Below are 25,836 nucleotides of genomic sequence, written 5' to 3' on the forward strand. Positions count from 1 at the left end.
CGCCGGCCAATACCTGAGGGCGGAAGCCTGCGTTGGGCGCGGCGTCGCATTGGGTTGTGCCGGCCGCTGGCCGGCAGATCCGTCATCGTGCGATGGGGTCGGAGGCCCTACGGGGATCTGACCCCGGGCTACGCCTTGTCACCGCCGCGGTCAGCGCAGCCCCAGTTGAGGATGCGGGTGCCGGCGGGCAGCACGCGGCGGAAGAACGCCACCCGGCCCGGCTTCGGGTTCACCACCACCGGTGCCTTGGCCGCCAGCAGCAGTGGCAGGTCGGCGGTGCTGTCGGAGTAGGCGATATCGATATCGCCGTAGCCGCGCTCGCGCAGCATGCGCATTTTCTCTTCGTTGTGGCAGTGACGGGTTGGACCGACGCCGCCCAGCCGTGGGCCGACCTCGGTACCGATCACCGGCACATCCTGATGGGCCACGAAGGCCAGGATCGCGCGTGCAAGCTCCGGCGGCGCACCTGTGGCAACCACCACGCGGTCGCCCTTGGCCCGGTGCGCGGCGAACACCTCCAGCGCCTGCGGCAGCAGCTTGGCGCGCATCTGCGCCTCGTTGCGCAGCACATAGGCATCGATCACCTTGTTGAAATCGCGCGCACGGTGCAGGCCGAAGCTGCCGATCCACACGTAGACCGAAATGCCGGCACGACGGGTCGGCAGCAGCGCCACCATCGGCCCGGCGATCGGCGTGACCAGCAGCGCCGCCAGCATGCGCAACGGGTTGCGCTTGATCAGCGAGGCGAACAGATGGGTGCCCGAATCGCCGTCGTAGAGGGTGTGGTCGAAGTCGAAGACCACCAGCGGCGCATCCTCGCGCGGCGTCGGATAGTGCGTTTTCATGCCGCGAAGAATAGCTGACGCAGGCCCTCGCCCGGCTCTTCCACGCGCATGAAGGCCTCGCCCACCAGGAACGCGTGGATGCCGGCATCACGCATCAGCGCCACGTCCTGCGGCCCCAGGATGCCACTCTCGGTGACCAGCAGGCGGTCGCGCGGCACGGCCTGCTGCATGTCCAGCGTGGTCTGCAGCGACACCTCGAAGGTGCGCAGGTTGCGGTTGTTGATGCCGATCATCGGTGCCGGCACCTGCAGCGCACGCTCCAGTTCGTCGATGTCGTGCACTTCCACCAGCACGTCCATGCCCAGCGACAGCGCCAGTTCGGACAAGGTGGCCAGCTGGGTGTCGTCCAGCGCGGCCACGATCAGCAGGATGCAGTCGGCGCCCAGCACGCGCGCTTCGTACACCTGGTAGGCGTCGATCACGAAGTCCTTGCGCAGCACCGGCAGCGTGCAGGCCTCGCGGGCCTGCTGCAGGTAGGCGTCGGCACCCTGGAAGAAGTCCACGTCGGTCAGCACCGACAGGCAGCTGGCACCGCCGAATTCGTAGCTGACGGCGATGTCGGCCGGGCGGAAGTCCGGGCGGATCACACCCTTGGACGGGCTGGCCTTCTTCACCTCGGCGATCACCGCCGGGTCGCCATTGGCCACCGCCGCCTGCAGCGCGCGCACGAAGCCGCGTACCGGCGGGGCGCTGGCCGCGGCGGCCTGAAGCTCCTCGAGCGGGCGCTGGGCGCGGCGGTGGGCCACTTCTTCGGCCTTGCGGGCCAGGATCGTCTGCAGGATGTCGCTCATCGTCTTCGGTTCGGTGCGGGGGCGGTGAGGACGGCCATTATCGGCCATCGACGGGGTCAGGCTGAACCGCGCGCTCAGGCAACCAGCGCGCGGGTGGTTTCCACATACTGCTGCAGGCGCTGGCGGGCGCTGCCATTGGCGATGGCGGCACGGGCACGGGCCAGGCCATCGCCGATATCGCTGGACACGCCGGCAACGTACAGGGCGGCACCGGCATTGAGCGCGACGATGTCCAGCGCCGGGCCCGGCTCGTTGTCCAGCACCGCGCGCAGCATCTGGATGGACTGTTCCGGGCCGTCCACGCGCAGGTTGCGGCTGGCCGACATGGCGATGCCGAAGTCTTCCGGGTGGATCTCGTACTCGCGGACCTTGCCGTCGCGCAGCTCGCCCACCAGGGTGCCGGCGCCCAGCGAGATCTCATCCATGTTGTCGCGGCCCCAGACCACCATCGCGCGCTCGGTGCCCAGTTCGCGCAGCACGCGGGCCTGGATGCCCACCAGATCAGGATGGAACACGCCCATCAGCACCGACGGCGCGCTGGCCGGATTGGTCAGCGGGCCGAGGATGTTGAAGATGGTGCGCACGCCCATCTCGCGGCGTACCGGCGCGACCACCTTCATCGACGGATGATGGATCGGCGCGAACATGAAGCCGATGCCGGTCCGCTCGATGGCCGCGGCCACCTGATCCGGCTGCAGTTCGATCACCGCGCCCAGCGCTTCCAGCGCATCGGCACTGCCGGACTTGGACGACACGCTGCGGTTGCCGTGCTTGGCCACGCGCGCACCGGCGGCAGCGGCCACGAACATCGAACATGTGGAGATGTTGAAGGTGTGCGAGCCATCGCCACCGGTACCGACGATATCAACCAGGTTGGAGGTATCGGCCACCGGCACTGGCCGGGCGAATTCACGCATCACGGTGGCCGCCGCGGCGATTTCGTCCACGGTCTCCTTCTTCACGCGCAGGCCGGTGAGGATCGCGGCGGTCATCATCGGAGACACATCGCCGCGCATGATCTGCCGCATCAGGTCGACCATTTCGTCGAAGAAGATTTCGCGGTGCTCGATGGTGCGTTGCAGGGCTTCCTGGGGGGAGAAGCTCATGGGTATGCTCCTTGGATCAGGCCGCCGGGCGCTGGAGGAAATTGCGCAGCAGCGCGTGGCCGTGTTCGGTGAGGATGGATTCGGGATGGAACTGGACGCCTTCCACCGGGAACTGGCGGTGGCGCAGGCCCATGATCTCTTCGATCGAGCCGTCCTCGTTCTCGGTCCAGGCGGTCACTTCCAGGCAGTCGGGCAGACTGTTCTTGTCCACCACCAGCGAGTGGTAGCGGGTGGCCTGGTAGCGGTCCGGCAGGCCGGCGAACACGCCCTTGCCTTCATGGCGGATCGGCGAGGTCTTGCCGTGCATGATGTTGCCGGCGCGGATGACGGTGCCGCCGTAGACCTGGCCGATGCCCTGGTGGCCCAGGCACACGCCGAGGATCGGCGTGGTCGGGCCCAGGCGTTCGATCAGCTCCAGCGAAACGCCCGCTTCGTTGGGGGTGCACGGGCCGGGCGAAATGACGATGCGCTCGGGCTTCTGCGCGGCGATCTCGTCCACGCTCATCACATCGTTGCGCACCACCTTCACTTCGGCGCCCAGCGTCTGCAGGTACTGCACGAGGTTGTAGGTGAAGCTGTCGTAGTTGTCGATCATCCACAACATGGTCAGGTTCCGTCGCTTATCAGGAAAATGGCGTACACGTTTTCGGTGTAGGTGATGGGGCCGGCTTCAATGGATTCGGGCTCAGCGGGCGCGGGCGCGGAGGCGGGCGCGTAGCTGCCGGTCACCGAGATCCTGTCGAGGTCCCCGCCGTCCTCGCCCTGCTGGGGCCATTGCCCGGCCCGGATGCCGTAGGCGAAGTCCGGCGCCACATCGGAGATGCTGTACAGGCCACGCACTCTTGTTCCATAGGCCTTGGCCAGGCCCTGCGCGGACTCGCGGGTCTGGGCCGCTGCCTCGCCCTTGAGTTCGCGGCGCAGCGCCACTTCGCCCGAATAGGTCGGCGCCAGGCTGCTCACCTGTACGTTCTCGTTGGCCTTCAACGCACCCAGCACGTCCTGCATCGCCTTCACGCTGGCGAAGCTGGCGCGCAGCTGGCGCGACACGCGGGTGCCGATGAAGACCTGCCGGTTCTGCTCGTAGCGCGTGGCCGGGCCGATCCGCAGGTTGTCCGCACGCACGCTGCCGTCCACCGCCTTGTGCTGCTTGAACAGTGCCAGCACGCGGGCAACGTTGTCCTGCACGCGGCGGCGCGCGGCGTCGGCGTCCATGTCGGTCTCTTCGATGTTCAACTGCAGGCCGAACCGGTCCGGCATCACCGTGCGGCTGCCCTGCCCCTTCACCAGCAGGTGCGGCTGCGAGGGAATCGTGTTGGCCTGCGCCCACGCAGACGGGGCCATCGTGGCCAGCAGTGACGACCACAGCAATGCGCTCAGCAGCTTCATGCGGTACTCCTTGTCTTGAATGGGAACAGCGGAAGGTGCCGCGGCGCAGGCCACGGCACGGGGAGGATCACAGGCCCTTGGCGGCCTGGGCGACGGCGCGGAACAGCGCGCGGCCCTTGTTCATCGTCTCATCCCATTCCTTGTCCGGGTCCGAGTCGTAGACGATGCCGGCGCCGGCCTGCACGTACAGGCGGCCGTCCTTGATCACCGCGGTGCGGATCGCGATCGCGGTATCGGCATCGCCGTGCCAGCCGATGTAGCCGATGCTGCCGGCGTAGACATTGCGCTTGATCGGTTCCAGCTCGCGGATCACTTCCAGCGCGCGGATCTTCGGCGCGCCGCTGACCGTGCCGGCCGGGAAGGTGGCACGCAGCACGTCGGCATAGCTCAGGCCCGGCTGCAGCTGCCCGGTCACTTCGCTGACGATGTGCATCACGTGGCTGTAGCGTTCGATCACGAACTGCTCGCCCACCTCCACGGTACCTGCCTTCGAGACGCGGCCGGCATCGTTGCGGCCGAGGTCGATCAGCATCAGGTGCTCGGCGCGCTCCTTCGGATCGGCCAGCAGCTCGGCTTCCAGCGCCAGGTCCAGCTCGGGCGTGGCGCCACGCGGGCGGGTGCCGGCGATCGGGCGCACGGTGACTTCGCCGTCCTGAAGGCGTACCAGGATTTCCGGCGATGAACCGACCACCTGCAGGTCGCCGACATCCAGGAAGTACATGTACGGCGACGGGTTCAGTGCACGCAGCGCGCGGTACACATCCACCGGGCGCGCCTTGAACGGCACGCTCAGGCGCTGGCTGAGCACCACCTGGAAGATGTCACCGGCGCGGATGTATTCCTTGCTGCGCTGGACCGCATCGACGAACCCTTCGCGGGTGAAACCGGAGACGAAGTCGGACTCGTCCAGCACGTCGCTGTTGAGCGGTGCGGGATAACCGGCGCCCGGTGCACGCAGCTTGGCAGTCAGTGCATCCAGGCGCGCCTGCGCCTGCTCGAAGGCGCCCTCGACCCGCGGGTCGGCGTGCACGATCAGGTACAGCCGGCCCTTCAGATTGTCGAACACCGCCAGCTCGTTGGAGTCCAGCAGCAGGATGTCCGGCGTGCCCAGCTCATCGCGGCCGGCCGGCGGGGCCAGGCGCGGCTCGATGTAGCCGATGCACTCGAAACCGAACCAGCCGACCAGGCCACCGGTGAAGCCCGGCAGGCCGTCCAGCTTCGGCACCGAGTGGGCGCTGCGCAGCGCCTCGACTTCGGCGAACGGGTCGGCCACCTCGCGGGTGTCCACCACCTGGCCGTCTTCGCGCACGGTCAGCGTGTGGCCGTGGAAGGCGTACACACGGCGCGCCGGCAGGCCGATGATCGAGTAACGACCAAAGCGCTCGCCGCCTTCGACGGATTCAAACAGGTAGGTATTGGGGCCGTCGGCGAGCTTCAGATAGACCGAAAGCGGCGTGTCCAGGTCGGACAGCACTTCGCGGACGACGGGAATGTGGGTGTGGCCTTCAGCGGCCTGCTGCTGAAACTGAGCGTGCGAGTTCAAGACGACTTTCCTTCCGGGACACAGCGTTATGGGGGCGGACGACGGCAACGGGCCACCATCGCCACCAACGGCGTGCGGAAGAAAGGGTATGCGGGGTCGTCAGGCTGGACACCCCTTGACTGTATCGCAGCTTGGACGGCAGGGGAACCCTGGGAAACTGAACCACGGGAAAGCACAGGGCTCATGGCGGCTCATGGCGGGGACCGGTGGGGGACCGGCGCGGGAACCGGTAGAGTCGACTGTTAGTCGACTTGCGCGCGTAGCGCGGGGTTTTACGCCGTCGGAACGAAGAGCAGTCGACTAACAGTCGACTCTACCTCCCCTTCCCAGCCAGCAACGGGCAGCCAGCCGGAAGATGCATGCGCACCCTGCCCGGCACGCACTCGATGCGGAACTGGCGGGCCTGTACCGGCTCGCCGTCCAGGTTGAGGGTCAACGGGCGCTCGGACTCCACCTGCAGCCACGGCAGCCGCGCACGCGTGGCCAGCTGTTCCAGCGCAGCCTGGGTGCCGGACTTCAGCATCTGGCCGAGGGTGGCGGTGACCTCCCCTTCCAGTTCCGGAAGCACGGTCACATCCAGCAGCCCATCATCGATCAATGCCTGCGGACACAGTTGCTGGCCGCCACCGGCCTGGCGACCATTGCCGATGCCCAGGGCGATGAAGTCGCCTTCCCAGGCGAAGTCCGGGCCGGACAGGCGCGCGTTGATCGGCTCGATGCGACCGAGCTTGGCGATACCGGTGATCACATAGGCCAGCCCGCCCAGCATCTTCTTCAAGCCCGCATCAGTCTCCACCGTCACCTGCGTGCCGAAGCCACCGCTGGCGAGATTGGCGCACCACCATTGCGTGCCATCGGCGTCCACGCGCAACAGGTCAATGGCGTGCGGCGTCGCCTGCCCGATCAAGGCGAAGGCCTCCTTCGGCTCAGTGGGAATGCCGGCAGCAGTCGCGAAATCGTTGGCGGTCCCCATCGGGACCAGCGCCAGCGAGGGCAGCGCATCTGCCAGCTCCTCACGATGCGCCAGTGTCTCGGCCACCGCACTGAGCGTGCCATCGCCTCCGGCGGCCACGATCACATCCACGCCATGATCGATCGCCTCGGCGACATAGCGCTCGGCGTCACCGTCCTCCCAGGTCACCCGCACTTCCAGCTGCACGCCCTGTCCGCGCCAATGGCCGACGGCGTCGCGCAACTCATCGTTGCCGGCGGATTTGCCGTTGAGGATCAGGCGCCAGCGCGGGGTGGTCATGCAGAGCTTCCAGGGATGCGGTGGCACAGGCTAGCAATGCGCTGTTTGCCCGCGGTGAATGTCACGCAGATGTCATTCAGCTGCTGGAGAATGGAAGGCCATAGCAGGGACGACGGATGGAGGCAGGATCAGCCTCCCACGCATGCAGCGAGGCCACGCCAGTGATTGGCGTGGCCTTTTTTTGCCGCAGTAGATCCACGCCATGCGTGGATTTCACGTCAACCGTTGGCGAAATCGTGCAGCGCCTGGCCCTGCAGCCGGTACACGGTCCACTCGTCCTGCGGCTTTGCGCCGGCGGCGGTGTAGAACTCGATGGCCGGGGTGTTCCAGTCCAGCACCGACCATTCGAAACGACCGCAGCCTTCGGCCACGGCCTGGCGGGCGATGTACTTCAGCAGTGCCTTGCCGGCGCCGCCGCCGCGCTTCTCCGGGCTGATGTACAGGTCCTCCAGATAGATGCCCTTGCGGCCCAGCCAGGTGGAGTAGTTGTAGAAATACACCGCATAGCCGATGGCCTCACCGTCGGCTTCGCAGATCAACGCGCGGGCAGTCGCATCGGCACCGAACAGGCTTTCGGCAATACCGATCTCATCGGTCTGCACCGAATGCTCGGCCTTCTCGTAGATGGCCAGTTCGCGGATGAAGCGCAGGATCAGGCCAGCGTCGGCCACGGTGGCCGGGCGGATGTTCAACACGGCCACCGTACCCATGGCTCAGCCCCTTGCCGCAGCAACGTTCGCGCGCATCTGCGCGATCACGTCCTGGTAGCTGGTCCTGGCGTTGAAGATGGCCGAACCGGCAACGAAGGTGTCAGCGCCGGCGGCGGCGATCTCACCGATGTTGTCGGCTTTCACGCCACCGTCGATCTCCAGGCGGATGTCCTTGCCGCTGGCATCGATCATCTTGCGCACCACCTTCAGCTTGTCCAGCGCCGAGGGGATGAAGGCCTGGCCGCCGAAGCCCGGGTTGACCGACATCAGCAGCACCAGGTCCAGGTCCTCCAGCACCCAGTCGAGGATGTCCACTGGCGTGGCCGGGTTCAGCACGATGCCCGGCTTGCAGCCCAGCGAGCGGATCAGCTGGATGGTGCGGTGCACGTGGCGGCTCGCCTCCGGGTGGAAGCTGATGTAGGTGGCACCGGCCTCGGCGAAGTCCGGGATGATGCGGTCCACCGGCTCGACCATCAGGTGCACGTCGATCGGCGCGGTCACGCCGTGCTTGCGCAGCGCCTGGCAGACCATCGGGCCGATGGTCAGGTTCGGCACGTAGTGGTTGTCCATCACGTCGAAGTGGACCCAGTCCGCGCCGGCGGCGAGGACGTTGTCGACTTCCTCGCCGAGACGGGCGAAGTTGGCAGAGAGAATGGACGGGGCGATGAGGCAGTTGGACATGGCCGGGGCCTTCGGAACGGGGAAAGGATTCTCCCGCCCGCAGGCGGGACTGTCGGATCAGCGCTTGCGCAGGGTCTTGATACGGTCGTAGGCGGCATTGATCCGCCGCGACTTCTGCTCGGCCTGCTGCTGCAGCTCGGGGGCGGCGCCGCCAAGCTTGTCGGGGTGGTACTGCGAGATCAGCTTTCGGTAGGCGCGCTCGATCTCGGCATCGGTGGCCTCGGAGGTCAGCCCCAGCTCCCGGTACGGGTTCTCCTTGTTCAGGCGGAACCAGTCCGAATCAAAGGCATGGCCGATCAACAGGCCGACTACCGCGCCGAACAGCGGATTGGGCCGGAACAGCAGGGCCCCGGCGATGAAACCGAGCAGTTTTCCGTACCAGCGCATGGCGCCCCAGGGTCGACCGGCGAAATGGATGCTCATTTTACGTCACAGCGGGCCCGGACCGCTTTACACTAGGCCGCCCGCTGGTCTGCGGGCCCGCCGGGTCCGCTGGGCAGCCGTATCGACAACGCCCCAGGAGTGCCCGTGCCAACCACGCTGTTGCAATCCGATCTCCCCGGCCTGCCCTTGCGCCATCGCGGCAAGGTGCGTGATGTGTTCGATATCCCGCGCGAGCGGCTGCCAGCCGGAACCCCGCCGGGCGAGTACCTGCTGATGGTGGCCACCGATCGCCTGTCGGCGTTCGACGTGGTCCTGCCCGACCCGATCCCGGGCAAGGGCGAGATGCTCTGCCAGGTCTCCAACTTCTGGTTCGCCAAGACCGCGCACCTGATGCCCAACCACCTGACCGGCATCGACGTGGCCAGCGTGCTGCCCGAAGGCGTGGACCCTGCCCTGTATGCCAAGCGCGCGGTGGTCACCCGCAAGCTGAAGCCGGTGCCGGTGGAAGCGATCGCCCGCGGCTACCTGATCGGCAGCGGCTGGAAGGATTACCAGCGCACCGGCAAGGTCAGCGGCATCGATCTGCCCGACGGCCTGCGCCAGGCCGAGCAGCTGCCCGAGCCGATCTTCACCCCCTCGACCAAGGCCGCCGTCGGCGACCACGACGAGAACATCGATTTCGACGCGATGGTGAAGCAGGTCGGTGCGGACCTGGCCGAGCGCGTGCGCGACGCCACCCTGCGCATCTACAAGTTCGCGGCCGATTACGCCCGCGAGCGCGGCATCCTCCTGGCCGATACCAAGTTCGAGTTCGGTACCGACGCCGATGGCCGCCTGTACATCATGGACGAGATGCTGACGCCGGATTCCTCGCGCTACTGGCCGGCCGACGAGTACGAAGTGGGCACCAGCCCGCCGAGCTACGACAAGCAGTTCGTGCGCGATTACCTGGAGACGCTGGACTGGGGCAAGACCGCCCCGGGCCCGACCATCCCGGCCGAGATCATCGAGCGCACCCGCGCCAAGTACGCCGAGGCACTGCAGCGCCTGGCCGGGATCAGCGTCGACTGATCCCCTGCGCCCCCGGCCGGAAAGGCGGGGCGCTCTGAAGGGGTAGTGCCCGCCGCTGGCCGGCACTACCGTTGTCCGAGGAAGCAACGCAGCATGCAGACATCCACCGAGCTTGCGCGGCCGATCGACCGCTATTTCGCCAGCTACTCCGACGACCACCGCAATGTGATCAACCAGCGCATCCACGTGGTGGCGGTTCCGGCGATCCTGTGGTCGGTGGTGGCCCTGCTCTGGTGCCTGCCGCCGCTGATCACCTGGTTCCAGTACGGCATCTGGTCGGCGTTCGCGATGTTCAGCGCCTGGTGCTTCTACAACAAACTGTCGCGCCCGCTGGGCATCGGCATGCTCATCCAGTTCTTCGTGTTCGGCTGCCTGTGCCGCCTGCTGGAGGCCGAAATCGGCCTGCACAACCTGTTCTGGCTGGCGGTGGGCGTGTTCGTGGTGGCCTGGATCGCGCAGTTCATCGGCCACAAGTTCGAGGGCCGCAAGCCCAGCTTCCTGACCGACCTGACCTACCTGCTGATCGGCCCGGCCTGGGTGATGGCCAAGTTCTACCGCAAGCTCGACTGGCGCTACTGACCTGCCCAGGGCCGACGGCGCCCCTCGTTTCCTGAACGGGCAGATTCCGTCACCCGCACTCCACGACGGCCCTGCCAGCCTGCGCCGGTGATCCGCTCCCCACTTCCCGCCCGTCGACGGCAGCCCCTGTGAGACAGGGCCTGCGGTCTCCCTGCGTGGGCGTAGGGCGTCCCCCGAGGGCAAGCGAGGAGAAGACGCAGGAACGCGATGTTGCGTCGCAGAAAATATGAATCAGCGGACGTTACATGCAATTGATCGCTGTTCGATGGGTTTCAGCGACATTTCGCAGCCTGTTATCCTCCCTGACCTGCTCGTGAATCATGGATTCCCTGCATGCTCCCCAGCCTGCCCCTGCTGCTGGCCCTGCCGTTCCTGATGGCAGCGGCTGTTGCGGCCTTCCCCCGTAGTTCGCGCTCGACTGCTGCCTGGCTGGCGGCGCTGGCGCCGTTGGGCGGGCTGGCCATCCTCGGCTGGCTCACGCCGTCCGTGCTCGATGGCCAGGTGGTCCGCACCCTGGTGCCCTGGCTGCCGCAGATCGGGCTGGACTTCACCCTGCGCCTGGACGGGCTGGCCTGGATGTTCGCCGGGCTGGTGCTGGGCATCGGTGCGCTGGTGGTGCTGTATGCACGCTACTACCTGAGCCAGCAGGACAACGCGCACCGCTTCTACTGCTACCTGCTGCTGTTCATGGGCGCCATGCTGGGCATGGTGCTGTCGGGCAACCTGCTGTTGCTGATGATCTTCTGGGAAATGACCAGCATCAGCTCGTTCCTGCTGATCGGTTTCTGGTCACATCGCCAGGACGCCCGCGAGGGCGCGCGCATGGCGCTGGTGATCACCGGCGGCGGCGGCCTTGCGCTGCTCGGTGGCGTACTGCTGATCGGGCGCATCGTCGGCAGCTTCGACCTGGACGTGGTGCTGGCGGCCGGCGAGCAGATCCGCGCCAGCGCGCTGTACCCGTACGCGCTGTTCCTGGTGCTGGCGGGCATCTTCACCAAGAGCGCGCAGTTCCCGTTCCATTTCTGGCTGCCGCACGCGATGGCGGCGCCGACCCCGGTCTCGGCCTACCTGCACTCGGCCACCATGGTGAAGGCCGGCGTGTTCCTGCTGGCGCGGCTGCATCCGGCGCTGGCCGGCAGCGACCTGTTCTTCTATACGGTCAGCGGCATCGGCGCGCTGACCCTGCTGATCGGTGCCTGGAACGCGATCTTCCAGCACGACCTGAAAGGCCTGCTGGCGTACTCGACCATTTCCCACCTGGGCCTGATCACCCTGCTGTTCGGCCTGTCCACGCCGATGGCGGTGGTGGCCGGCGTGTTCCACATCCTCAACCACGCCACCTTCAAGGCCTCGCTGTTCATGGCCGCCGGCATCATCGACCACGAAACCGGCACCCGCGACATGCGCAAGCTGGGCGGCCTGCGCAGGCTGATGCCGTTCACCAGCGCGCTGGCGATCATTGCCTCGCTGGCGATGGCCGGCATCCCGCTGCTCAACGGCTTCCTGTCCAAGGAAATGCTGTTTGCCGAGGCGATCACGGCCGGAGGCCCGGGGATCATGCGCACGGCGGTGTCGATCGCCGCGTTGCTGGCTGGCGTATTCGGGGTGGCGTACAGCCTGCGCTTCGTGCACGACACCTTCTTCGGCCCCGGCCCGCAGGACCTGGACCGCGTGCCGCATGAACCGCCGCGCTGGATGAAGGTACCGGTGGAACTGCTGGTGGTGATCTGCGTGGCAGTAGGCATCGCCCCGGCACTGACCGTGGCGCCGGTGCTGCATGCCGCTGCGGCGTCGATCCTCGGCAGTGCCATGCCCGAGTACAGCCTGGCGGTATGGCACGGCTTCAACCTGCCGCTGGCGATGAGCGCCATCGGCGTGGTCGGCGGTGTGGCGCTGTACTTCGGCCTGCGCAAGCTGATCAACCTGCATGCCGTGACCAATGTCAGCACTGGCCGCAATGTGTTCCATGCACAGCTGGACGCCGTGTCCGCACTGGCCATGCGCCTGACCAACGGCATCGCCAATGGCAGCCTGCAGCGCATGCTGCAGGGCCTGGTGCTGGTGGCGATCGTGGTCGCCGCCGCGCCGTTCGTGGCCAGTCCGGCCTCGCCGAACTGGACCGCGCCGCAGCCGGTTCCCTTGCTGGGCTGGGCGCTTTGGCTGGTGATGATGGCCTGTGCGGTCGCCACCCTGCGCATCTACAAGCAGCGCCTGCTGGCGGTGCTGCTGGTCGGCGGCGTCGGCCTGATGGTGGCGCTGACCTTCGTGTTCCTGTCCGCACCCGACCTGGCCCTGACCCAGCTGCTGGTGGAGATGGTCACCCTGGTGCTGATGCTGCTGGGCATGAACTACCTGCCGGCGCAGTCCGGGCCGGAACGTCCGCGCTGGCGCAAGCGCCGCGATGCGGTGATCGCGATCATCGCCGGCGCCGGGCTGGGTGCGCTGGCCTATTCGGCGATGACCCTGCCGCCGAACACCATGGCCGGCGAACTGCTCGCCCGTGCCCTGCCCGAGGCCTATGGCCAGAACGTGGTCAACGTGATCCTGGTCGACTTCCGCGGCTTCGATACCTTCGGCGAGATCACCGTGTTCGGCATCGCCGCGCTGGTGGTGCATGCCCTGCTGCGGCGCACGCGGATGGCACCGGAGCAGATCATGCCCGGCCCTCCGATCAAGCTGCCGGTACCAGCCGACCTGGCCCAGATCATGTTCCCGCTGACTCTGACCGTATCGATCTTCCTGTTCCTGCGCGGCCACAACGCGCCGGGCGGTGGCTTCATCGCCGGCCTGGTGCTGGCGGTGCCGCTGCTGATCCAGTACGTGATCCAGGGCACCGCGTCGGTGGAATCGCGCTTCGGCTTCGATTACATCCGCTGCATCGGCATGGGCCTGCTGATCGCCCTGCTCAGCGGCAGTTCCTCGATGCTGTTCGGCGTGCCGTTCCTCACCAGCGGCCACCTCGATCTGCACCTGCCGCTGATCGGCGACGTGCCGCTGGCCAGTGCGATCGGTTTCGACATCGGCGTCTACCTGGTGGTGTTCGGCGGCGCCATGCTGATGCTGTCGATGATGGGCACGATCAAGCCGTCGCGTACCCGCACTGCCCGCAAGGGCGAGATCGACCTGCAACGCCGTTCGGCACGTACCGGGGAGATGCACTGATGGAACTGGCCCTGGCCACCGCGATCGGCGTGCTGACCGCCATCGGCATCTACCTGCTGCTGCGTGCGCGCAGCTTCGATGTGATTCTCGGCATGACCTTCCTGTCCTACGCCACCAACCTGCTGATCTTCGCCGGTGGCCGCGTGGTGCTGGGCAAGGCGCCGGTGCTGCAGGAGGGCGTGGACAGCCACCTCGGCAACTACACCGATCCGCTGCCACAGGCGCTGGTGCTGACCGCGATCGTGATCGCCTTCGCGATGACCGCGGTCAGCATCGTGCTGGCCATGCGCAGCCGCAGCGACAACCACAGCGACCATGTGGACGCCCACGAGCCGGATGACGACCTGCACGATGAGCGCGTGCCGCCGCGCCAGGGCGAGGACCGCGCATGAACCACCTGGTGATCCTGCCGATCCTGATTCCCCTGCTGGGTGCTGCACTGTCGCTGTTCGTCGAACATCGCCGCTACGGCCCCAGGGTGCAGCGCGCCGTCGCGTGGACCGCGCTGTCGGCGCTGGCGCTGGCGGTGGGCCTGCTGTTCGCGTCGACCGCGGGCGGTGACATCAATGTCTACCTGCTGGGCGACTGGCCGTCGCGGCTGGGCATCGCGCTGGTGGCCGACCGGCTGTCGGCGTGGATGCTGCTGACCACCCTGCTGCTGGCCATTCCCTGCCTGCTGCACGCCTGCTCGGGTTGGGACCGCCGCGCACCGCACTTCCATGCGCTGTTCCAGTTCCAGCTGGTCGGCCTCAACGGTGCGTTCCTGACCGGCGACATCTTCAACCTGTTCGTGTTCTTCGAGGTGATGCTGATCGCCTCCTACGGCCTGCTGCTCAGCGGTGGCCGCGGCCTGCGCATGCGCATCGGCCTGCACTACGTGGTGTTCAACGTCACCGCCTCGACCCTGTTCCTGATCGCGCTGGGCCTGCTGTACGCCACGCTGGGTTCGCTGAACATGGCCGAGCTGTCGCAGCGCATCGCCGAAGTACCGCCGGCACAGCTGACCCTGGTGAAGGCGACGATGGGCCTGTTGCTGCTGGTGTTCTGCGCCAAGGCCGCGCTGATGCCGCTGTACCTGTGGCTGCCGGAAGCCTATTCGCGTGCGCCAGCAGCGGTGGCTGCGCTGTTCGCGATCATGACCAAGGTCGGCCTGTACTCGGTGCTGCGCATCCAGATGCTGTGGTTCGGCGATGACGCAGGCGCGATGGCCGGCTATGGCCGCGACTGGCTGCTGTGGGCCGGCGTGGCGACGCTGGTGCTCGGTGGCCTGGGTGCACTGGCCGCGACCCGCCTGCGCGTCCTGATCTCGTACCTGGTGATCGTGTCGGCGGCCACGCTGTTCATCGCCTTCTCGGTGGGCACGCCGCAGGTACTCTCGGCGGGCCTGTACTACCTGCCGCACAGCAGCTTCGTCGCCGCCGCGCTGTTCCTGATCGCCGACCTGATCCGCCGTCGTCGCGGCGGTGCCAGCGACCGCAAGGAAGTGGTGGCACCGATGCCGGGCAAGGAAACCCCAGCGGTGCTGTTCCTGATCGGGGCAGTGTCGGTGGCCGGCCTGCCGCCACTGTCCGGCTTCCTGGCCAAGGCCGCGCTGCTGGCCGGCATGCCGGCGCAGTACACCGGGCCGGTCTGGTCCGCCGTGCTGGTCAGCAGCCTGCTGGTGATCATGGGCCTGACCCGCGGCGGCATCCGCCTGTTCTGGCGCGTGCCGCCGGTCGATCCAGAAGCACCGAAGCCGCGCAAGGCTCCCCTGCGCCGGGTAGAACTCTACGCCGCCTGCCTGCTGCTGGCCTACGGCATCGGCATGACCCTGGCCGCGGCACCGTTGATGCGCTACACCGACGCCACCGCCGCACAGCTGCTGCACCCCAGCGAGTACGTGCAGCAACTGCGTGCGACCACGCCGGAGATCCGCCAGCCATGACCGCCCAGCGCTCCCTGTTCCGTCGCCTGATTCCCTCGCCGATGCTCAGCATCATGGTGGTGGCGTTCTGGCTGCTGATGTCCGACAGCTTCACCCTCGGCCAGACCGTGCTGGGACTGGTGCTGGGCGTGGTGGTGCCGCTGTTCGCCGCGCGCCTGGACCGCGAGTTCGCGCGCATCGGCACCCTGCGACCGCTGCCCAGGCTGGTGTGCGTAACCCTGTTGGACATCCTGATGTCCAACATCCGCGTCGCCCTGCAGGTGCTGGGCCCGGAAAAGAACATCCACCCGGGCTTCATCTGGCTGCCGCTGGACATCGCCAACATCCACGGCATCGCCGCGCTGACCAGCATGATCACGCTGACCCCGGGCACGGTCTCGGCCGCGCTCAGCGACGACCGCAAGTTCCTGCTGGTGCACGTACTGCACCTGGAGGACCCACAGGACCTGATCGAGACGATCAAGCGCCGTTACGAGGCGCCGTTGATGGAGATCTTCCCATGACCGGTTTTGAAGTCATCCAGACCACCCTGGTGGTGTGCATGCACGTGGTCGGCCTGGCCATGCTGCTGGCCACCTGGCGCCTGCTGCGCGGGCCGACCGTGCCCGACCGCATCCTCGCACTGGACACCCTGTCGGTGACCGCGATCGCCGAGCTGATGCTGTTCGGCATGTACCTCAATTCACCGATCTACTTCGAGGCGGCGCTGATCATCGCCATGCTTGGCTTCGGCAGCACCGTGGTGCTGAGCAAGTTCGTGCTGCGCCGGGACATCGTCGAATGATCACTGCCATCCAGATCGGCCTGTCGATCCTGCTGCTGTTCGGCTGCTTCTTCATCCTGGTCGGCGCACTGGGCCTGGTGAAGCTGTCGACCTTCTTCAAGCGCCTGCACGCGCCGACCAAGGCCAGCACGCTGGGCGTGGGCTGCGTGCTGGTGTGCTCGGTCTGCTACCACATCTTCCTCGGCCAGGACCCGCAGCCGCGCGAGCTGCTGATAACCGTGTTCCTGTTCATCACCGCACCGATCAGCGCGCACATGATGGCCAAGGCCGCGCTGTCGCTGCTGATGGAGACCCGCCCCACCCTGCCGGGCAGCGAACGCGCCGCCGAGGAGCAGCTGCCACCGCCGGAGCCGGTGCGGGAAGAAGAAACCACGCAGAACCGGTAGTGCCGGCCGCTGGCCGGCAATGTGACGCCCGGTAGGTGCCGACCGCTGGTCGGCACGAACAGCAGCCGAGCATGGGCTCGGCTCTACAGCGCCGGTGCGCCGACCAGCAGCAGTTCCAGCACGAACCAACCGACAAACGCGACCAGCAGGATCACACCTTCGCCGCGGCTGATCTTCAGGTCGCCACGCAGCATCGGGTACAGCACCAGCGCGAACGCCAGCAGCGCCGGCAGTTCCAGGCGCACGAACGAGGCCGGCAGCGCCAGCGGCTGCAGCACGGCCATCGCACCGATCACCAGCAGCAGGTTGACCACGCTGGAACCCAGCACGTGGCCCAGCACCATGTCGCCATGCCCGCGACGCGCGGCGGCGATGGCGGTGGCCACCTCCGGCAGTGCGGTACCGATCGCCACCGGCAGCAGGCCGACCAGCAGCGGCGTCCAACCCAGGGCGACGCCAAAGTCGGCGGCGGCGCCCACCACCAGGCGCGCGCCCCAGTACAGCGCCAACGCGGCAATCAGCACGCGCAGCACGTTCAACGGCAGGCTGGTGCGGCTCAGTGCGGACTCGGCGATGGCCACCTGCACCTCCGCGCTCTCGCTGCGACCACGGCGCAGCAGCAGGACCTGCACCACGATGAAGCCGGCCAGCAGTATGCCGCCCTCCCAACGTGCCAGGCCGCCATCAAGCCCGAACAGGATCAGCAGCACACCCGCCGCCAGCAGCGACCACCACAGCACCGTCTGCAGGCGCGCGCGCAGCAGCAGGGGCGCAGCCATGGCCGCCACGGCCAGGGTCAAGCCCAGGTTGACGATGCTGCTGCCCACCGCGTTGCCCAGTGCCAGCTCCGGTTGGCCCATCGCCAGCGCGCGCGCGTTGACTGCCAGTTCCGGCAAGGAGGTGGTCACCCCGAGCAGCAACAGCCCGGCAGTGAATGGGCTGGCCCCGAAACGCTGGGCCAGGCCGGACACGGCCTTGACGATGGAGTCCCCGCCCAGCGCCAGCAGCAGCAGGCCGAGCAGGAACCAGGCAATGGCAATGGCGATCATCGAGCACTCCCCAGCAGTGGTGGCGCGATTCTACGCTTGGCCCGAGCGCATGGCTGGGCGGTGGATCAAGGATCACCCACAGCCTTCGGCGTAATCGACCTGCGGGGTCTGGCCGACGCGCCAGGCGCTGACCCGACCATCGGCGCCGAGCGCGAAGTCGATGACCGCACCACCCTCCTGCGCCGGGCGCACGCGCAGGTGCTGGGCCTTCTCGTCGTACTTGTCAGGGCCGACATCGGCCCGCTCCGGGTACAGCACCTGCAGCTCACCCAGGGTCATGCCGACCTTGCCACCGCCCGGTGCGGTGATGGCGGCACTGCGCACGTCGTAGCGCACCAGCTTGCGGCCCTCGATCATCAGGCGCGGATCTTCGGCATCCTGCGGGCGCAGGAAGTAGCAGCCGTCGTTGCCGTCGTCAGCCGGCAGCGGCTTGCCGGCCGCATCGGTGCCCAGACCCTGCAGCGGCGTGCCGAAGCCGCTGCGGACCTCGGCGATGCCGGCCCCCAGCTTCGCACCAGCGAAGCCGTCCAGGCGGGCGGGACTGTCCTCGCGACGGTCATTGGCTGGACGGGCGGCCAGGTCGGGATCCGTCGACTGCGCGGGTCCGGTCGCCGAGGCGGTTTCCGCCGGGGTGTCGCTGCCGCTGCCGGCCGCCCCCTGCTTGTCGGAGCCAGCACTGCAGGCGGTGAGCGAAAGGAGCAACAGACCAGCAATCGGGAGGTGCTTCATCGGTGCGGTTCCCTGGCACGAAGATGGCTGCACGCTAACCCATCCGGTGTGCAGGCGCTGCATTGTCATCGCGGTTTCATCGCCTTCGTTCAGGCTCGGCGAGCACCGACCTGGCCGTCCCTTCCATGCAACCGCGCAAGACCGATCTCGCCCGAACCGCGCTGCAGGCCCACCGCGCGCCGCTGGACATGCGCCAGCGCCGGCTGCTGATCCTGTGCGACGGCCAGCGTACCGTCGCCGACCTGACCGGTCTGCTCGGCCAGGAAGCACCGGCGATGGTCATCCAGCTGGTGCAGGCGGGCTATCTGGCGACCGGCACGGCAACGGCGGCGGCACCCCCTCACACCGCTGCCGAACCGGCCAATGCGGCGCTGGTGAAGGTGCCAACGAACGCCAGCGCCACGCCGGTCGAACGTCGCCGTTCGCTGGTGGCAGCGCGCATCTACCTGCTGGGTATCCTGGAAATGCAGCGGCATCCGCAGGCAGCGGCGCTGTTCCGCGATCTGCAGCAGGCGCGTGCGGAGGATGAGGTGCTGCAGCGGCTGCAGTCGGCGATGCAGCTGCTGCCCGCGCTGACTTCGGATGGCTATTGCCAGCGCGTGCGCCAGCACCTGCTGGAGGCGTTGCCGCTGGAGCATTGCGGCGCCTTCGCCGAGGTGGCGTAAGCGCGGGTTCCGGCGCATCGTGCCGACCAACGGTCGGCACCCACCACGCTAGCGGGACGACCGGAAATTGTTGCGCAGGCCGTTCCAGCACTGCTGGTAGTCGCCCTGGCGGTGGCCTGCGGCCAGTGCCTGTGCGGTCGGGCGGATCACCGCGCGGGTCTCGAACATGAAGGCCATCGTGTCCTTGATCACATCGGCCTTTGAAAGGTCGGCATTGGACGCCTTGTCGAAGGTCGGTGCATCCGGGCCGTGGCCGCTCATGCAGTTGTGCAGCGACGCGCCGCCCGGCACGAAGCCTTCGGCCTTGGCGTCGTAGGCGCCATGCACCAGGCCCATGAACTCGCTGGCGATGTTGCGGTGGAACCACGGCGGACGGAAGGTGTTCTGCGCCACCAGCCAGCGCGGCGGGAAGATCGCGAAGTCCATGTTGCTGGTGCCCGGGGTGTCGCTGGGCGAATGCAGCACCAGGAAGATCGACGGATCCGGGTGGTCGTAGCTGACCGAACCGATGGTGTTGAAGCGACGCAGGTCGTAGCGGTACGGCGCGTAATTGCCGTGCCAGGCCACCACGTCCAGCGGCGAATGGTCGATCGGTGCACGCCACAGGCGACCCTCGAACTTGGCGATCAGTTCGAAGTCGCCATCCACATCCTCGAACGCCGCGTGCGGGGTTTCGAAGTCGCGCGGATTCGCCAGGCCGTTGGATCCGATCGGGCCGAGGTCGGGCAGCTTCAGCAGCGCACCGTAGTTCTCGCAGATATAGCCACGGCTCGGGCCATCGGGCAGTTCAACGCGGAAGCGCACGCCGCGCGGGATCACCGCGATCTGCTGCGGCTCGATCTCGATCACGCCCAGCTCGGTCAGCAGGCGCAGCGCGCCCAGCTGCGGCACGACCAGCATCTCGCCGTCGGCGTTGTAGAAGTAGCGGCCGACCATGTCGCGGTTGGCAGCGTATAGGTGGATGCCCACGCCGGCATGCGCATCGGGCGAGCCGTTGCCACCCATCGTGTACAGGCCTTCGACAAAATCTGTCGGCAGCTCCGGCAGCGGCAGCGGGCTCCAGCGCAGCTGGTTTGGCGAGGCCGGCTGAGCGCCGAAATCACACTGCAGCTGCGACTGCGCGAACGGGGTGAACTCGCCATGGGTCACCGCCGGGCGGATCCGGTACAGCCAGCTGCGGCGGTTGCTGCCACGCGGCGCGGTGAAGGCGGTGCCGGTCAACTGCTCGGCGTACAGGCCGTGGGCCACCTTCTGCGGTGAGTTCTGCCCGACCGGCAGCGCGCCGGCGACGGCCTCGGTGGCGAATTCGTTGCCGAAGCCGGACTGGTAGCCGCGGGCGGTGATGGCGGGGGACATGGGAACTCCAGAGATTGCCGGCCGGCGGCCGGCACTACCATTCGGACAGGCAATGTCGACCGGAAGCCGACATTGCCTGCAGACCTTACAGCACGCCGCGGCGGATCTGGTCGCGCTCGATGCTCTCGAACAGCGCGGTGAAGTTGCCTTCGCCGAAGCCTTCGTTGCCCTTGCGCTGGATGATCTCGAAGAAGATCGGGCCGATGCAGTTCTGGGTGAAGATCTGCAGCAGCTTGCGCTGGTGGGTTTCCGGATCGGCATCGATCAGGATCTTGTTCTTGGCCAGGCGCGGCACGTCTTCACCGTGGTTCGGCACGCGCTGGTCGATCACCTCGAAGTAGGTCTCCGGCGTATCCAGGAAGTCCACGCCCTGCGCGCGCATCGCTTCGACGGTCTCGTAGATGTTCTCGGTGAAGCAGGCGATGTGCTGGATGCCCTCGCCCTTGTACGCGTCCAGGTACTCGTTGATCTGGCTCTTCGGGTCCGAAGATTCGTTCAGCGGAATGCGCACGATGCCATCGGGCGCGGTCATCGCCTTGGACACCAGGCCGGTCTTCAGGCCCTTGATGTCGAAGTAGCGGATCTCGCGGAAGTTGAACAGACGCTCGTAGTAATCCGACCACTGCTGCATGTTGCCGAAGTACAGGTTGTGGGTCAGGTGGTCGATGAAGGTCAGGCCGAAGCCGACCGGGTGCAGGTCGGCGCCGGCGATCGGCTCGTAGTCGCCGTCGTAGATGCTGCCGGCCGCGCCGTAGCGGTCGACCAGGTACAGCATGCAATCGCCGATGCCCTTGATGACCGGGGCGCTGACCGCCTTGCTGTCCGGCTTGAAGGCGATGGCTTCGGCACCGTTGCCCAGCGCGGTCTGGTAGACCTCCTGGCCCGGCTTCTTGAAGCGGATGGCGAAGCCGCACGCGCAGGGACCGTGCTTTTCGGCGAAGTCGGCGGCGAACGAATCGGGGTCTTCATTGACCAGGAAGTTGACGTCGCCCTGGCGATAGACGGTAATCGGACGCTGCTTGTGCTTGAGCACCGCGCTGAAGCCCATCTTCCGGAAGTACTCGTGCAGCTCCTGGCCACGGCCGGCCGGGGCGGCGAATTCGACGAACTCGAAGCCGTCGATGCCCATCGGGTTCTCGAAGGTGGTGACCTGCATGCCGGGGTTGGGGTGCGAGGCGGTCGGGACTGCGGTATTCATGGCGTGGCTCCGAATCGGTACCGCATCGGTACAAACCAGGTGCGGGCAGGTAGGGACCCGGCGAGAATGCAGGGTCTGGACCCACCCCTTATAGTTACACTTGAAACCACCAGCAAGGTGCACCGCAACATGAGCCCCGATCCCGCCTCGACCCGCCTGCGTGCCTCGCACGTCCTGCTCGACCTGGAACAGTTCCTGCCGTACCGGCTGAGCGTGCTGTCCAACCGGGTCAGCGGCAACATCGCCAAGCTATACGGCGATCGTTACGGTCTGGCGATCCCCGAGTGGCGGGTCATCACCATCCTGGCGCTGTACCCGGGTTCCTCGGCCAGCGAGGTCTCCGACCGCACGGCGATGGACAAGGTGGCGGTCAGCCGCGCCGTGGCCCGCCTGCTGGAGCGCGGCTTCATCAAGCGCGAGACCCACGGCGATGACCGCCGCCGCTCGGTGCTGGCGCTGTCCGCGGCCGGCTTCGAGGTGTACGAAACCATCGCACCGATGGTGATCGAGATCACCCGCAAGCTGATGTCGGTACTGAGCGAGGAGGAGGAACAGCTGCTGGAAAAGCTGATCCTGCGCCTGGCCGGTGACGGCCTGGAGCGGATGGGCGAAGGGGTCTGAAAGAAAAAGGGGACGGAGGGGATTAAGTCGTAATGAGCACAGATGTGCCTGAAACGACTTAATCCCCTCCGTCCCCTTTTTTCAGCTCAGGTGCTTGCGCCGCGCGTGGATCCACGGCACCGCCAGCGCCGCGATGGCACCACCGGCGAAGCCAAGTGATGCAGCAACCGTGGCCGCCTCGACCGCACCGGGCAGCGCCAGCGCCGCCGCCACCAGCAGCAACGACGGCAGGCCGACGAAGGTGCCCAAGAAAAAATGCCAACGCGGTGACCAGGTATTGAGCTGCAGCAGGCTGACCGGTTGCCAGGCTTCGGATGCGGCCTCTTCGGCGATCTTCGCCACGGCCTTGCCCAGATCCACTTCCGGCAGCGCGCGCCCCTGCCGTGCGGTTGCCAACAGCTCGGCCACCGCCTCCACAGGCGGGAAACTGGACGGCCACGCGACCGGCGCCGGCACGCCATACGCGGTCAGCAGCGGCACGCTCAGCCACGGCGCCACCAGCGGGCGCATGCGACGGCGACCATGCACGCACCAGATCTGCGACTGGCCGTGCGCGGTGACGCTGTACAGCGCCAGTTCGTTGGCCGGCGGGTAGCCGAGCATGGTCACCCGTGCCGCCAGGCTGTCCTGGCCCATCGCGCGCAGGAAACCGGGGCGGCTACGCCCCTCCTGCATCCACGCCAGGCCGAGTGCACCCACCAGATAGGCCTCGGCCACGTCCTTGCTGCCGGCGGTGGCGCGTTCGTCGCTAGCCAGGTACCAGGCCAGCGATTTCGGTTCGGCGACATCGTCCAGGCCCCAGCGGCTGTCGTCACCCAGCACATGGCGCACCGGCAGGCGCGCCGGCGCGGTTTCGCCACGTTCGCCGGGTTGCAGGAACGGCAGCACGCCTTGGATGAAGGTGGACAGTTCAATCGCGCGCACGCCATGGCCCTGCCACTCCGGTGGCAGCAGCCCGGCCAGCTGGCCATCGGCGGCCAGTGCATCGAGCCGCGATTTCTGCTCGACCAGTTTCTGCACCGCACCCTTCAGCACCACGTTATCGGGCAGCGCGATCTGCGGCAGGCGATGGCGCGGCGGTGCCAGGTCGACGGTGGCCTCGCCGGTACCGGCGTCATCCAGCAGCGCCTCCTGCGGCGGCAGGGTCACGCCCTCGCCTGCTCCACCCTCGGCCAGCTCACTGGCGGGTCCGGGCAATCGTTCGGCGTGGTCGCTGTGCATGGGCGTTCCGGAAGGTTGCATCGACGGGATGTCGACTGAGGTCCTTGCCGGTAACGGCGAGCGCGTTGCGATATTGAGATGCCGATTCCGGGAATGTGACCGCAACCACAGTAGATCCACGCCATGCGTGGATGCACTTCTGTGCCGACCAACGGTCGGCACCCACCGGGGTTGGCGGTCAGCGGTTGGCACCCACCCACTACCACCCCTGCCGGCCAGCGGCCGGCACTCCCCTATTCCGGTTTGTCGGGTGCCCACTGCTTGAGGAACGCGCTCACCCGCGCAGGCTGGAACGCCTCGCCCCTGCGCAACTCAGCGGTCGCCTGCGACACCAGCAGGCCACCATCGGCGTCCAGCACCAGCAGATGCGGATAGTCGCGTTCCATCACCGGGAACTGGGCAAGGAACGCGGTGTTGGGCTGCTCGTCGCTGGCGTTGACCTTCACCCACACGTAGTGGGCATCGCGGAAGCGACGCAGGTCGCCGTTGCCTTCCACCACATCGTCCAGCGCCCGGCAGCGCTCACAGGCGGCGTTGCCGATCTCCAGCAGGATGCGCTTCTTGCCCCGCTGGGCTTCCACCTTGGCGGTGGCCAGGTCATCGGCGGGGTTGCGGGCCGGGTCGAACTGCGCACCGAGCCCGGCGATGGCGGCGATGTCCGCCGCCACCGGGGTGTTGCCCGAGGCCACCGGTTCGCTGGGGTCAGCGACCGGTGGCTCGGTGGGTCGGGTATCCAGGGGCTGCGTGGGCTCGGCGGTCGCAGGCGGTTGCGGTTGGGAACAGGCGCCGATCAGCGCCGCACAGACCACCACTACCGCAGTACCGAGCTTGCTACGCATGCCTTCTACCCTCTCATCATCATTTGACGCCGTGCATCAGCTTGTTGATCAGCGGGGCGATCAGGAACAGCACCACGCCGGAGCCGATCAGGGCCCAGAACCCGAAGGTATACCCCTTCAGGGCCGACTCGACCGTCATGCCGCCTTCACCACTGACCACGCCAGCGAAGATGCCCGACAGGTTGTTGCCGATGCCGGTGGACAGGAACCAGCCGCCCATGCCGAAGCCGACCAGGCGCACCGGGGCCAGCTTGGTCACCATCGACAGGCCGATCGGCGACAGGCACAGCTCACCCACCGACTGGATGACATAGACCATGAACAGGGTCCAGAACGGGATCTTGCCGTCCACCACCATCTGCGACAGGGCGAACATCAGCAGCGCGAAGGCGGCGCCGTTGAACAGCAGGCCCAGGCCGAACTTGCGCGGGATGGACGGATTGGCGCGGCCCATGGCGACCCAGATCCAGGCGATGACCGGGGCCAGGGTGATGATCGCCACCGAGTTGACCGACTGGAACCACGCGGTCGGGAAGGTCCAGCTGCCGAACTGGCGGTTGACGATGTTCTCGGCCAGGAAGGTGAACGAGCTGCCGGCCTGCTCGAAGAACATCCAGAACATCACGTTGAAGGCGAAGATGATCAGCATGGCGATCACGCGGTCGCGCTGCACCTTGCCTTCGCGGATGCCCTCGACCAGCAGCAGGACGGCCAGCGCGGTGAACATCGCACCCAGGATCCAGGCCAGCGCGGTGGCGCCGGTGGCCAGCAGGAAGTACGCGACCGGGATGGCGACCACGGCACCGGCCAGCACCATGATGATGCGGCCGAACCCTTCAGCGCCGGCCGGCGGTGCACCGATGCCCTTCAGGCCGGCACGACCGATGTAGAACCACACCAGCGAGATCAGCATGCCCACGCCCGAGGCGATGAACACGACCTTGTAGGACGGCATCGCATCGGTACCGAATACCTTGCGGGCCAGGTACTCGGTCAGCACCGGGGCGATCATCGCGCCGATGTTGATGCCCATGTAGAAGATGGTGAAGCCCGAATCGCGGCGCTCGTCCTTCAGCCCGTACAGCTTGCCGACCATGGTCGAGATGTTGGGCTTGAACAGGCCGTTGCCGACGATGATCGTGGCCAGGCCGAGCTTGAAGATGTGCTCCTGCGGCAGCGAGATCATGAACAGGCCGGCGGCCATGATGATCGCGCCGGTCAGGATCGAGCGCTGGTAGCCCAGTACCCGGTCGGCCACGTAGCCACCGAAGATCGCCGCGGCGTACACCAAGGCCAGGTAGGCGCCATAGATGCGGCTGGCGTCGCCTTCACCGGCAGCGCTGCCGTTGTAGAACTGGGCAACGATGTAGAGCACCAACGCCCAGCGGATGCCGTAGAACGCAAAGCGTTCCCAGAACTCGGTCATGAACAGCATCCACAGCGGGCGCGGGTGGCCCAGCGTGGTCTTGAAGTCCGGCAGTGCCGGCTCTGGGGTGTTCGCAGTGGCGTTTACGCTCATGCGGATTTCCTGGTTCGGTGGATGACGAGCACGTC

At 67.2% G+C, this 25,836-nt stretch carries 27 protein-coding genes; 10 read left to right on the forward strand and 17 right to left on the reverse strand.

The features are described 5' to 3' along the window. Nucleotides 1-128 precede the first annotated feature (128 nt). The 10 genes from N5C25_RS13460 to N5C25_RS13505 form a co-directional block, all read right to left on the reverse strand. The gene (locus N5C25_RS13460; RefSeq protein WP_021202670.1) at nucleotides 129-845 is read right to left on the reverse strand and encodes a haloacid dehalogenase-like hydrolase; all 717 of its coding nucleotides are present in this window, start codon (nucleotides 843-845) and stop codon (nucleotides 129-131) included. Next, nucleotides 842-1,636, reverse strand: a complete 795-nt coding sequence (gene trpC, locus N5C25_RS13465; RefSeq protein WP_251101961.1) for an indole-3-glycerol phosphate synthase TrpC — start codon at nucleotides 1,634-1,636, stop codon at nucleotides 842-844. Before trpC ends, N5C25_RS13460 begins: the two co-directional genes overlap by 4 nt. A 74-nt stretch (nucleotides 1,637-1,710) precedes the next feature. Beyond that, complete coding sequence (gene trpD / locus N5C25_RS13470) at nucleotides 1,711-2,742, reverse strand: anthranilate phosphoribosyltransferase (protein ID WP_251101960.1); 1,032 nt, start codon at nucleotides 2,740-2,742, stop codon at nucleotides 1,711-1,713. Between the two features lie 16 nt (nucleotides 2,743-2,758). Then, complete coding sequence (locus N5C25_RS13475) at nucleotides 2,759-3,346, reverse strand: aminodeoxychorismate/anthranilate synthase component II (protein WP_019661509.1); 588 nt, start codon at nucleotides 3,344-3,346, stop codon at nucleotides 2,759-2,761. 2 nt (nucleotides 3,347-3,348) lie between these two features. Further along, on the reverse strand, nucleotides 3,349-4,128 hold the full coding sequence (locus tag N5C25_RS13480) for an SIMPL domain-containing protein (RefSeq protein WP_021202668.1): 780 nt from the start codon (nucleotides 4,126-4,128) through the stop codon (nucleotides 3,349-3,351). Nucleotides 4,129-4,195: 67 nt separating this feature from the next. Then, on the reverse strand, nucleotides 4,196-5,671 hold the full coding sequence (gene trpE / locus N5C25_RS13485) for an anthranilate synthase component I (protein WP_058978881.1): 1,476 nt from the start codon (nucleotides 5,669-5,671) through the stop codon (nucleotides 4,196-4,198). Between the two features lie 313 nt (nucleotides 5,672-5,984). Then, nucleotides 5,985-6,923, reverse strand: a complete 939-nt coding sequence (gene yegS / locus N5C25_RS13490) for a lipid kinase YegS (protein WP_058978883.1) — start codon at nucleotides 6,921-6,923, stop codon at nucleotides 5,985-5,987. Between the two features lie 218 nt (nucleotides 6,924-7,141). Further along, nucleotides 7,142-7,624: a GNAT family N-acetyltransferase gene (locus tag N5C25_RS13495; protein WP_026347198.1), complete on the reverse strand. Its 483-nt coding sequence runs from the start codon at nucleotides 7,622-7,624 to the stop codon at nucleotides 7,142-7,144. Nucleotides 7,625-7,636: 12 nt separating this feature from the next. Next, on the reverse strand, nucleotides 7,637-8,314 hold the full coding sequence (gene rpe, locus N5C25_RS13500) for a ribulose-phosphate 3-epimerase (RefSeq protein ID WP_058978885.1): 678 nt from the start codon (nucleotides 8,312-8,314) through the stop codon (nucleotides 7,637-7,639). A gap of 57 nt (nucleotides 8,315-8,371) precedes the next feature. Beyond that, nucleotides 8,372-8,701 (reverse strand): DnaJ domain-containing protein, encoded by a 330-nt coding sequence (locus N5C25_RS13505; protein WP_008265098.1) that lies wholly within the window; start codon nucleotides 8,699-8,701, stop codon nucleotides 8,372-8,374. Between the two features lie 141 nt (nucleotides 8,702-8,842). On the opposite strand from N5C25_RS13505, the gene N5C25_RS13510 reads away from it, so the two are divergent. The 8 genes from N5C25_RS13510 to N5C25_RS13545 all read left to right on the forward strand — a co-directional run bounded on the left by N5C25_RS13510 (nucleotide 8,843) and on the right by N5C25_RS13545 (nucleotide 16,604). Beyond that, a complete protein-coding gene (locus tag N5C25_RS13510) occupies nucleotides 8,843-9,769 on the forward strand; it encodes a phosphoribosylaminoimidazolesuccinocarboxamide synthase (protein ID WP_058978887.1) in 927 nt (308 codons plus the stop codon). Nucleotides 9,770-9,862: 93 nt separating this feature from the next. Beyond that, the gene (locus N5C25_RS13515) at nucleotides 9,863-10,348 is read left to right on the forward strand and encodes an Mpo1-like protein (RefSeq protein ID WP_005411329.1); all 486 of its coding nucleotides are present in this window, start codon (nucleotides 9,863-9,865) and stop codon (nucleotides 10,346-10,348) included. A gap of 333 nt (nucleotides 10,349-10,681) precedes the next feature. Continuing rightward, nucleotides 10,682-13,510 (forward strand): monovalent cation/H+ antiporter subunit A, encoded by a 2,829-nt coding sequence (locus tag N5C25_RS13520; protein ID WP_279937100.1) that lies wholly within the window; start codon nucleotides 10,682-10,684, stop codon nucleotides 13,508-13,510. Beyond that, nucleotides 13,510-13,902 carry a Na+/H+ antiporter subunit C gene (locus N5C25_RS13525; RefSeq protein ID WP_019661517.1) on the forward strand — a complete coding sequence of 131 codons (393 nt, stop codon included), beginning with the start codon at nucleotides 13,510-13,512 and terminating at the stop codon, nucleotides 13,900-13,902. Before N5C25_RS13520 ends, N5C25_RS13525 begins: the two co-directional genes overlap by 1 nt. After that, nucleotides 13,899-15,434: a monovalent cation/H+ antiporter subunit D gene (locus N5C25_RS13530; protein ID WP_058978890.1), complete on the forward strand. Its 1,536-nt coding sequence runs from the start codon at nucleotides 13,899-13,901 to the stop codon at nucleotides 15,432-15,434. Before N5C25_RS13525 ends, N5C25_RS13530 begins: the two co-directional genes overlap by 4 nt. Then, on the forward strand, nucleotides 15,431-15,937 hold the full coding sequence (locus tag N5C25_RS13535) for a Na+/H+ antiporter subunit E (RefSeq protein WP_058978892.1): 507 nt from the start codon (nucleotides 15,431-15,433) through the stop codon (nucleotides 15,935-15,937). Before N5C25_RS13530 ends, N5C25_RS13535 begins: the two co-directional genes overlap by 4 nt. Continuing rightward, complete coding sequence (locus tag N5C25_RS13540) at nucleotides 15,934-16,218, forward strand: K+/H+ antiporter subunit F (RefSeq protein WP_005411334.1); 285 nt, start codon at nucleotides 15,934-15,936, stop codon at nucleotides 16,216-16,218. The genes N5C25_RS13535 and N5C25_RS13540 overlap by 4 nt, the downstream gene beginning before the upstream one ends. Next, a complete protein-coding gene (locus tag N5C25_RS13545; RefSeq protein ID WP_279937101.1) occupies nucleotides 16,215-16,604 on the forward strand; it encodes a Na+/H+ antiporter subunit G in 390 nt (129 codons plus the stop codon). Before N5C25_RS13540 ends, N5C25_RS13545 begins: the two co-directional genes overlap by 4 nt. Nucleotides 16,605-16,687: 83 nt before the next feature. Here the strand turns inward: N5C25_RS13545 and N5C25_RS13550 are convergent, their stop codons facing one another. Beyond that, complete coding sequence (locus N5C25_RS13550) at nucleotides 16,688-17,653, reverse strand: sodium:calcium antiporter (RefSeq protein WP_058978894.1); 966 nt, start codon at nucleotides 17,651-17,653, stop codon at nucleotides 16,688-16,690. 72 nt (nucleotides 17,654-17,725) lie between these two features. After that, nucleotides 17,726-18,382 carry a hypothetical protein gene (locus N5C25_RS13555; RefSeq protein ID WP_058978896.1) on the reverse strand — a complete coding sequence of 219 codons (657 nt, stop codon included), beginning with the start codon at nucleotides 18,380-18,382 and terminating at the stop codon, nucleotides 17,726-17,728. Nucleotides 18,383-18,507: 125 nt separating this feature from the next. Between N5C25_RS13555 and N5C25_RS13560 the strand changes: the two genes are divergently transcribed. After that, nucleotides 18,508-19,047: a hypothetical protein gene (locus tag N5C25_RS13560; protein WP_279937102.1), complete on the forward strand. Its 540-nt coding sequence runs from the start codon at nucleotides 18,508-18,510 to the stop codon at nucleotides 19,045-19,047. A 48-nt stretch (nucleotides 19,048-19,095) separates the two neighbouring features. Here N5C25_RS13560 and hmgA read toward each other — a convergent pair whose 3' ends face one another. Continuing rightward, nucleotides 19,096-20,403 (reverse strand): homogentisate 1,2-dioxygenase, encoded by a 1,308-nt coding sequence (gene hmgA, locus N5C25_RS13565; protein WP_058978900.1) that lies wholly within the window; start codon nucleotides 20,401-20,403, stop codon nucleotides 19,096-19,098. Between the two features lie 85 nt (nucleotides 20,404-20,488). Continuing rightward, nucleotides 20,489-21,601, reverse strand: a complete 1,113-nt coding sequence (gene hppD, locus N5C25_RS13570; RefSeq protein WP_186008939.1) for a 4-hydroxyphenylpyruvate dioxygenase — start codon at nucleotides 21,599-21,601, stop codon at nucleotides 20,489-20,491. 129 nt (nucleotides 21,602-21,730) lie between these two features. Here hppD and N5C25_RS13575 point away from each other — a divergent pair, with 129 nt between their 5' ends. Then, a complete protein-coding gene (locus N5C25_RS13575; protein WP_026347199.1) occupies nucleotides 21,731-22,222 on the forward strand; it encodes a MarR family winged helix-turn-helix transcriptional regulator in 492 nt (163 codons plus the stop codon). An 81-nt stretch (nucleotides 22,223-22,303) separates the two neighbouring features. Here N5C25_RS13575 and N5C25_RS13580 read toward each other — a convergent pair whose 3' ends face one another. From N5C25_RS13580 to N5C25_RS13590, 3 genes are all read right to left on the reverse strand, one after another. After that, nucleotides 22,304-23,443, reverse strand: a complete 1,140-nt coding sequence (locus tag N5C25_RS13580) for a hypothetical protein (protein WP_021202656.1) — start codon at nucleotides 23,441-23,443, stop codon at nucleotides 22,304-22,306. Nucleotides 23,444-23,676: 233 nt separating this feature from the next. Beyond that, on the reverse strand, nucleotides 23,677-24,282 hold the full coding sequence (locus N5C25_RS13585; RefSeq protein WP_019661528.1) for a thioredoxin family protein: 606 nt from the start codon (nucleotides 24,280-24,282) through the stop codon (nucleotides 23,677-23,679). A gap of 19 nt (nucleotides 24,283-24,301) precedes the next feature. Then, complete coding sequence (locus N5C25_RS13590; protein ID WP_005419890.1) at nucleotides 24,302-25,801, reverse strand: oligopeptide:H+ symporter; 1,500 nt, start codon at nucleotides 25,799-25,801, stop codon at nucleotides 24,302-24,304. Between the last annotated feature and the right edge of the window lie 35 nt (nucleotides 25,802-25,836).

The sequence above is a fragment of the Stenotrophomonas sp. GD03958 genome (assembly GCF_029839005.1).
GTDB classification, from domain to species: Bacteria; Pseudomonadota; Gammaproteobacteria; order Xanthomonadales; family Xanthomonadaceae; genus Stenotrophomonas; species Stenotrophomonas hibiscicola.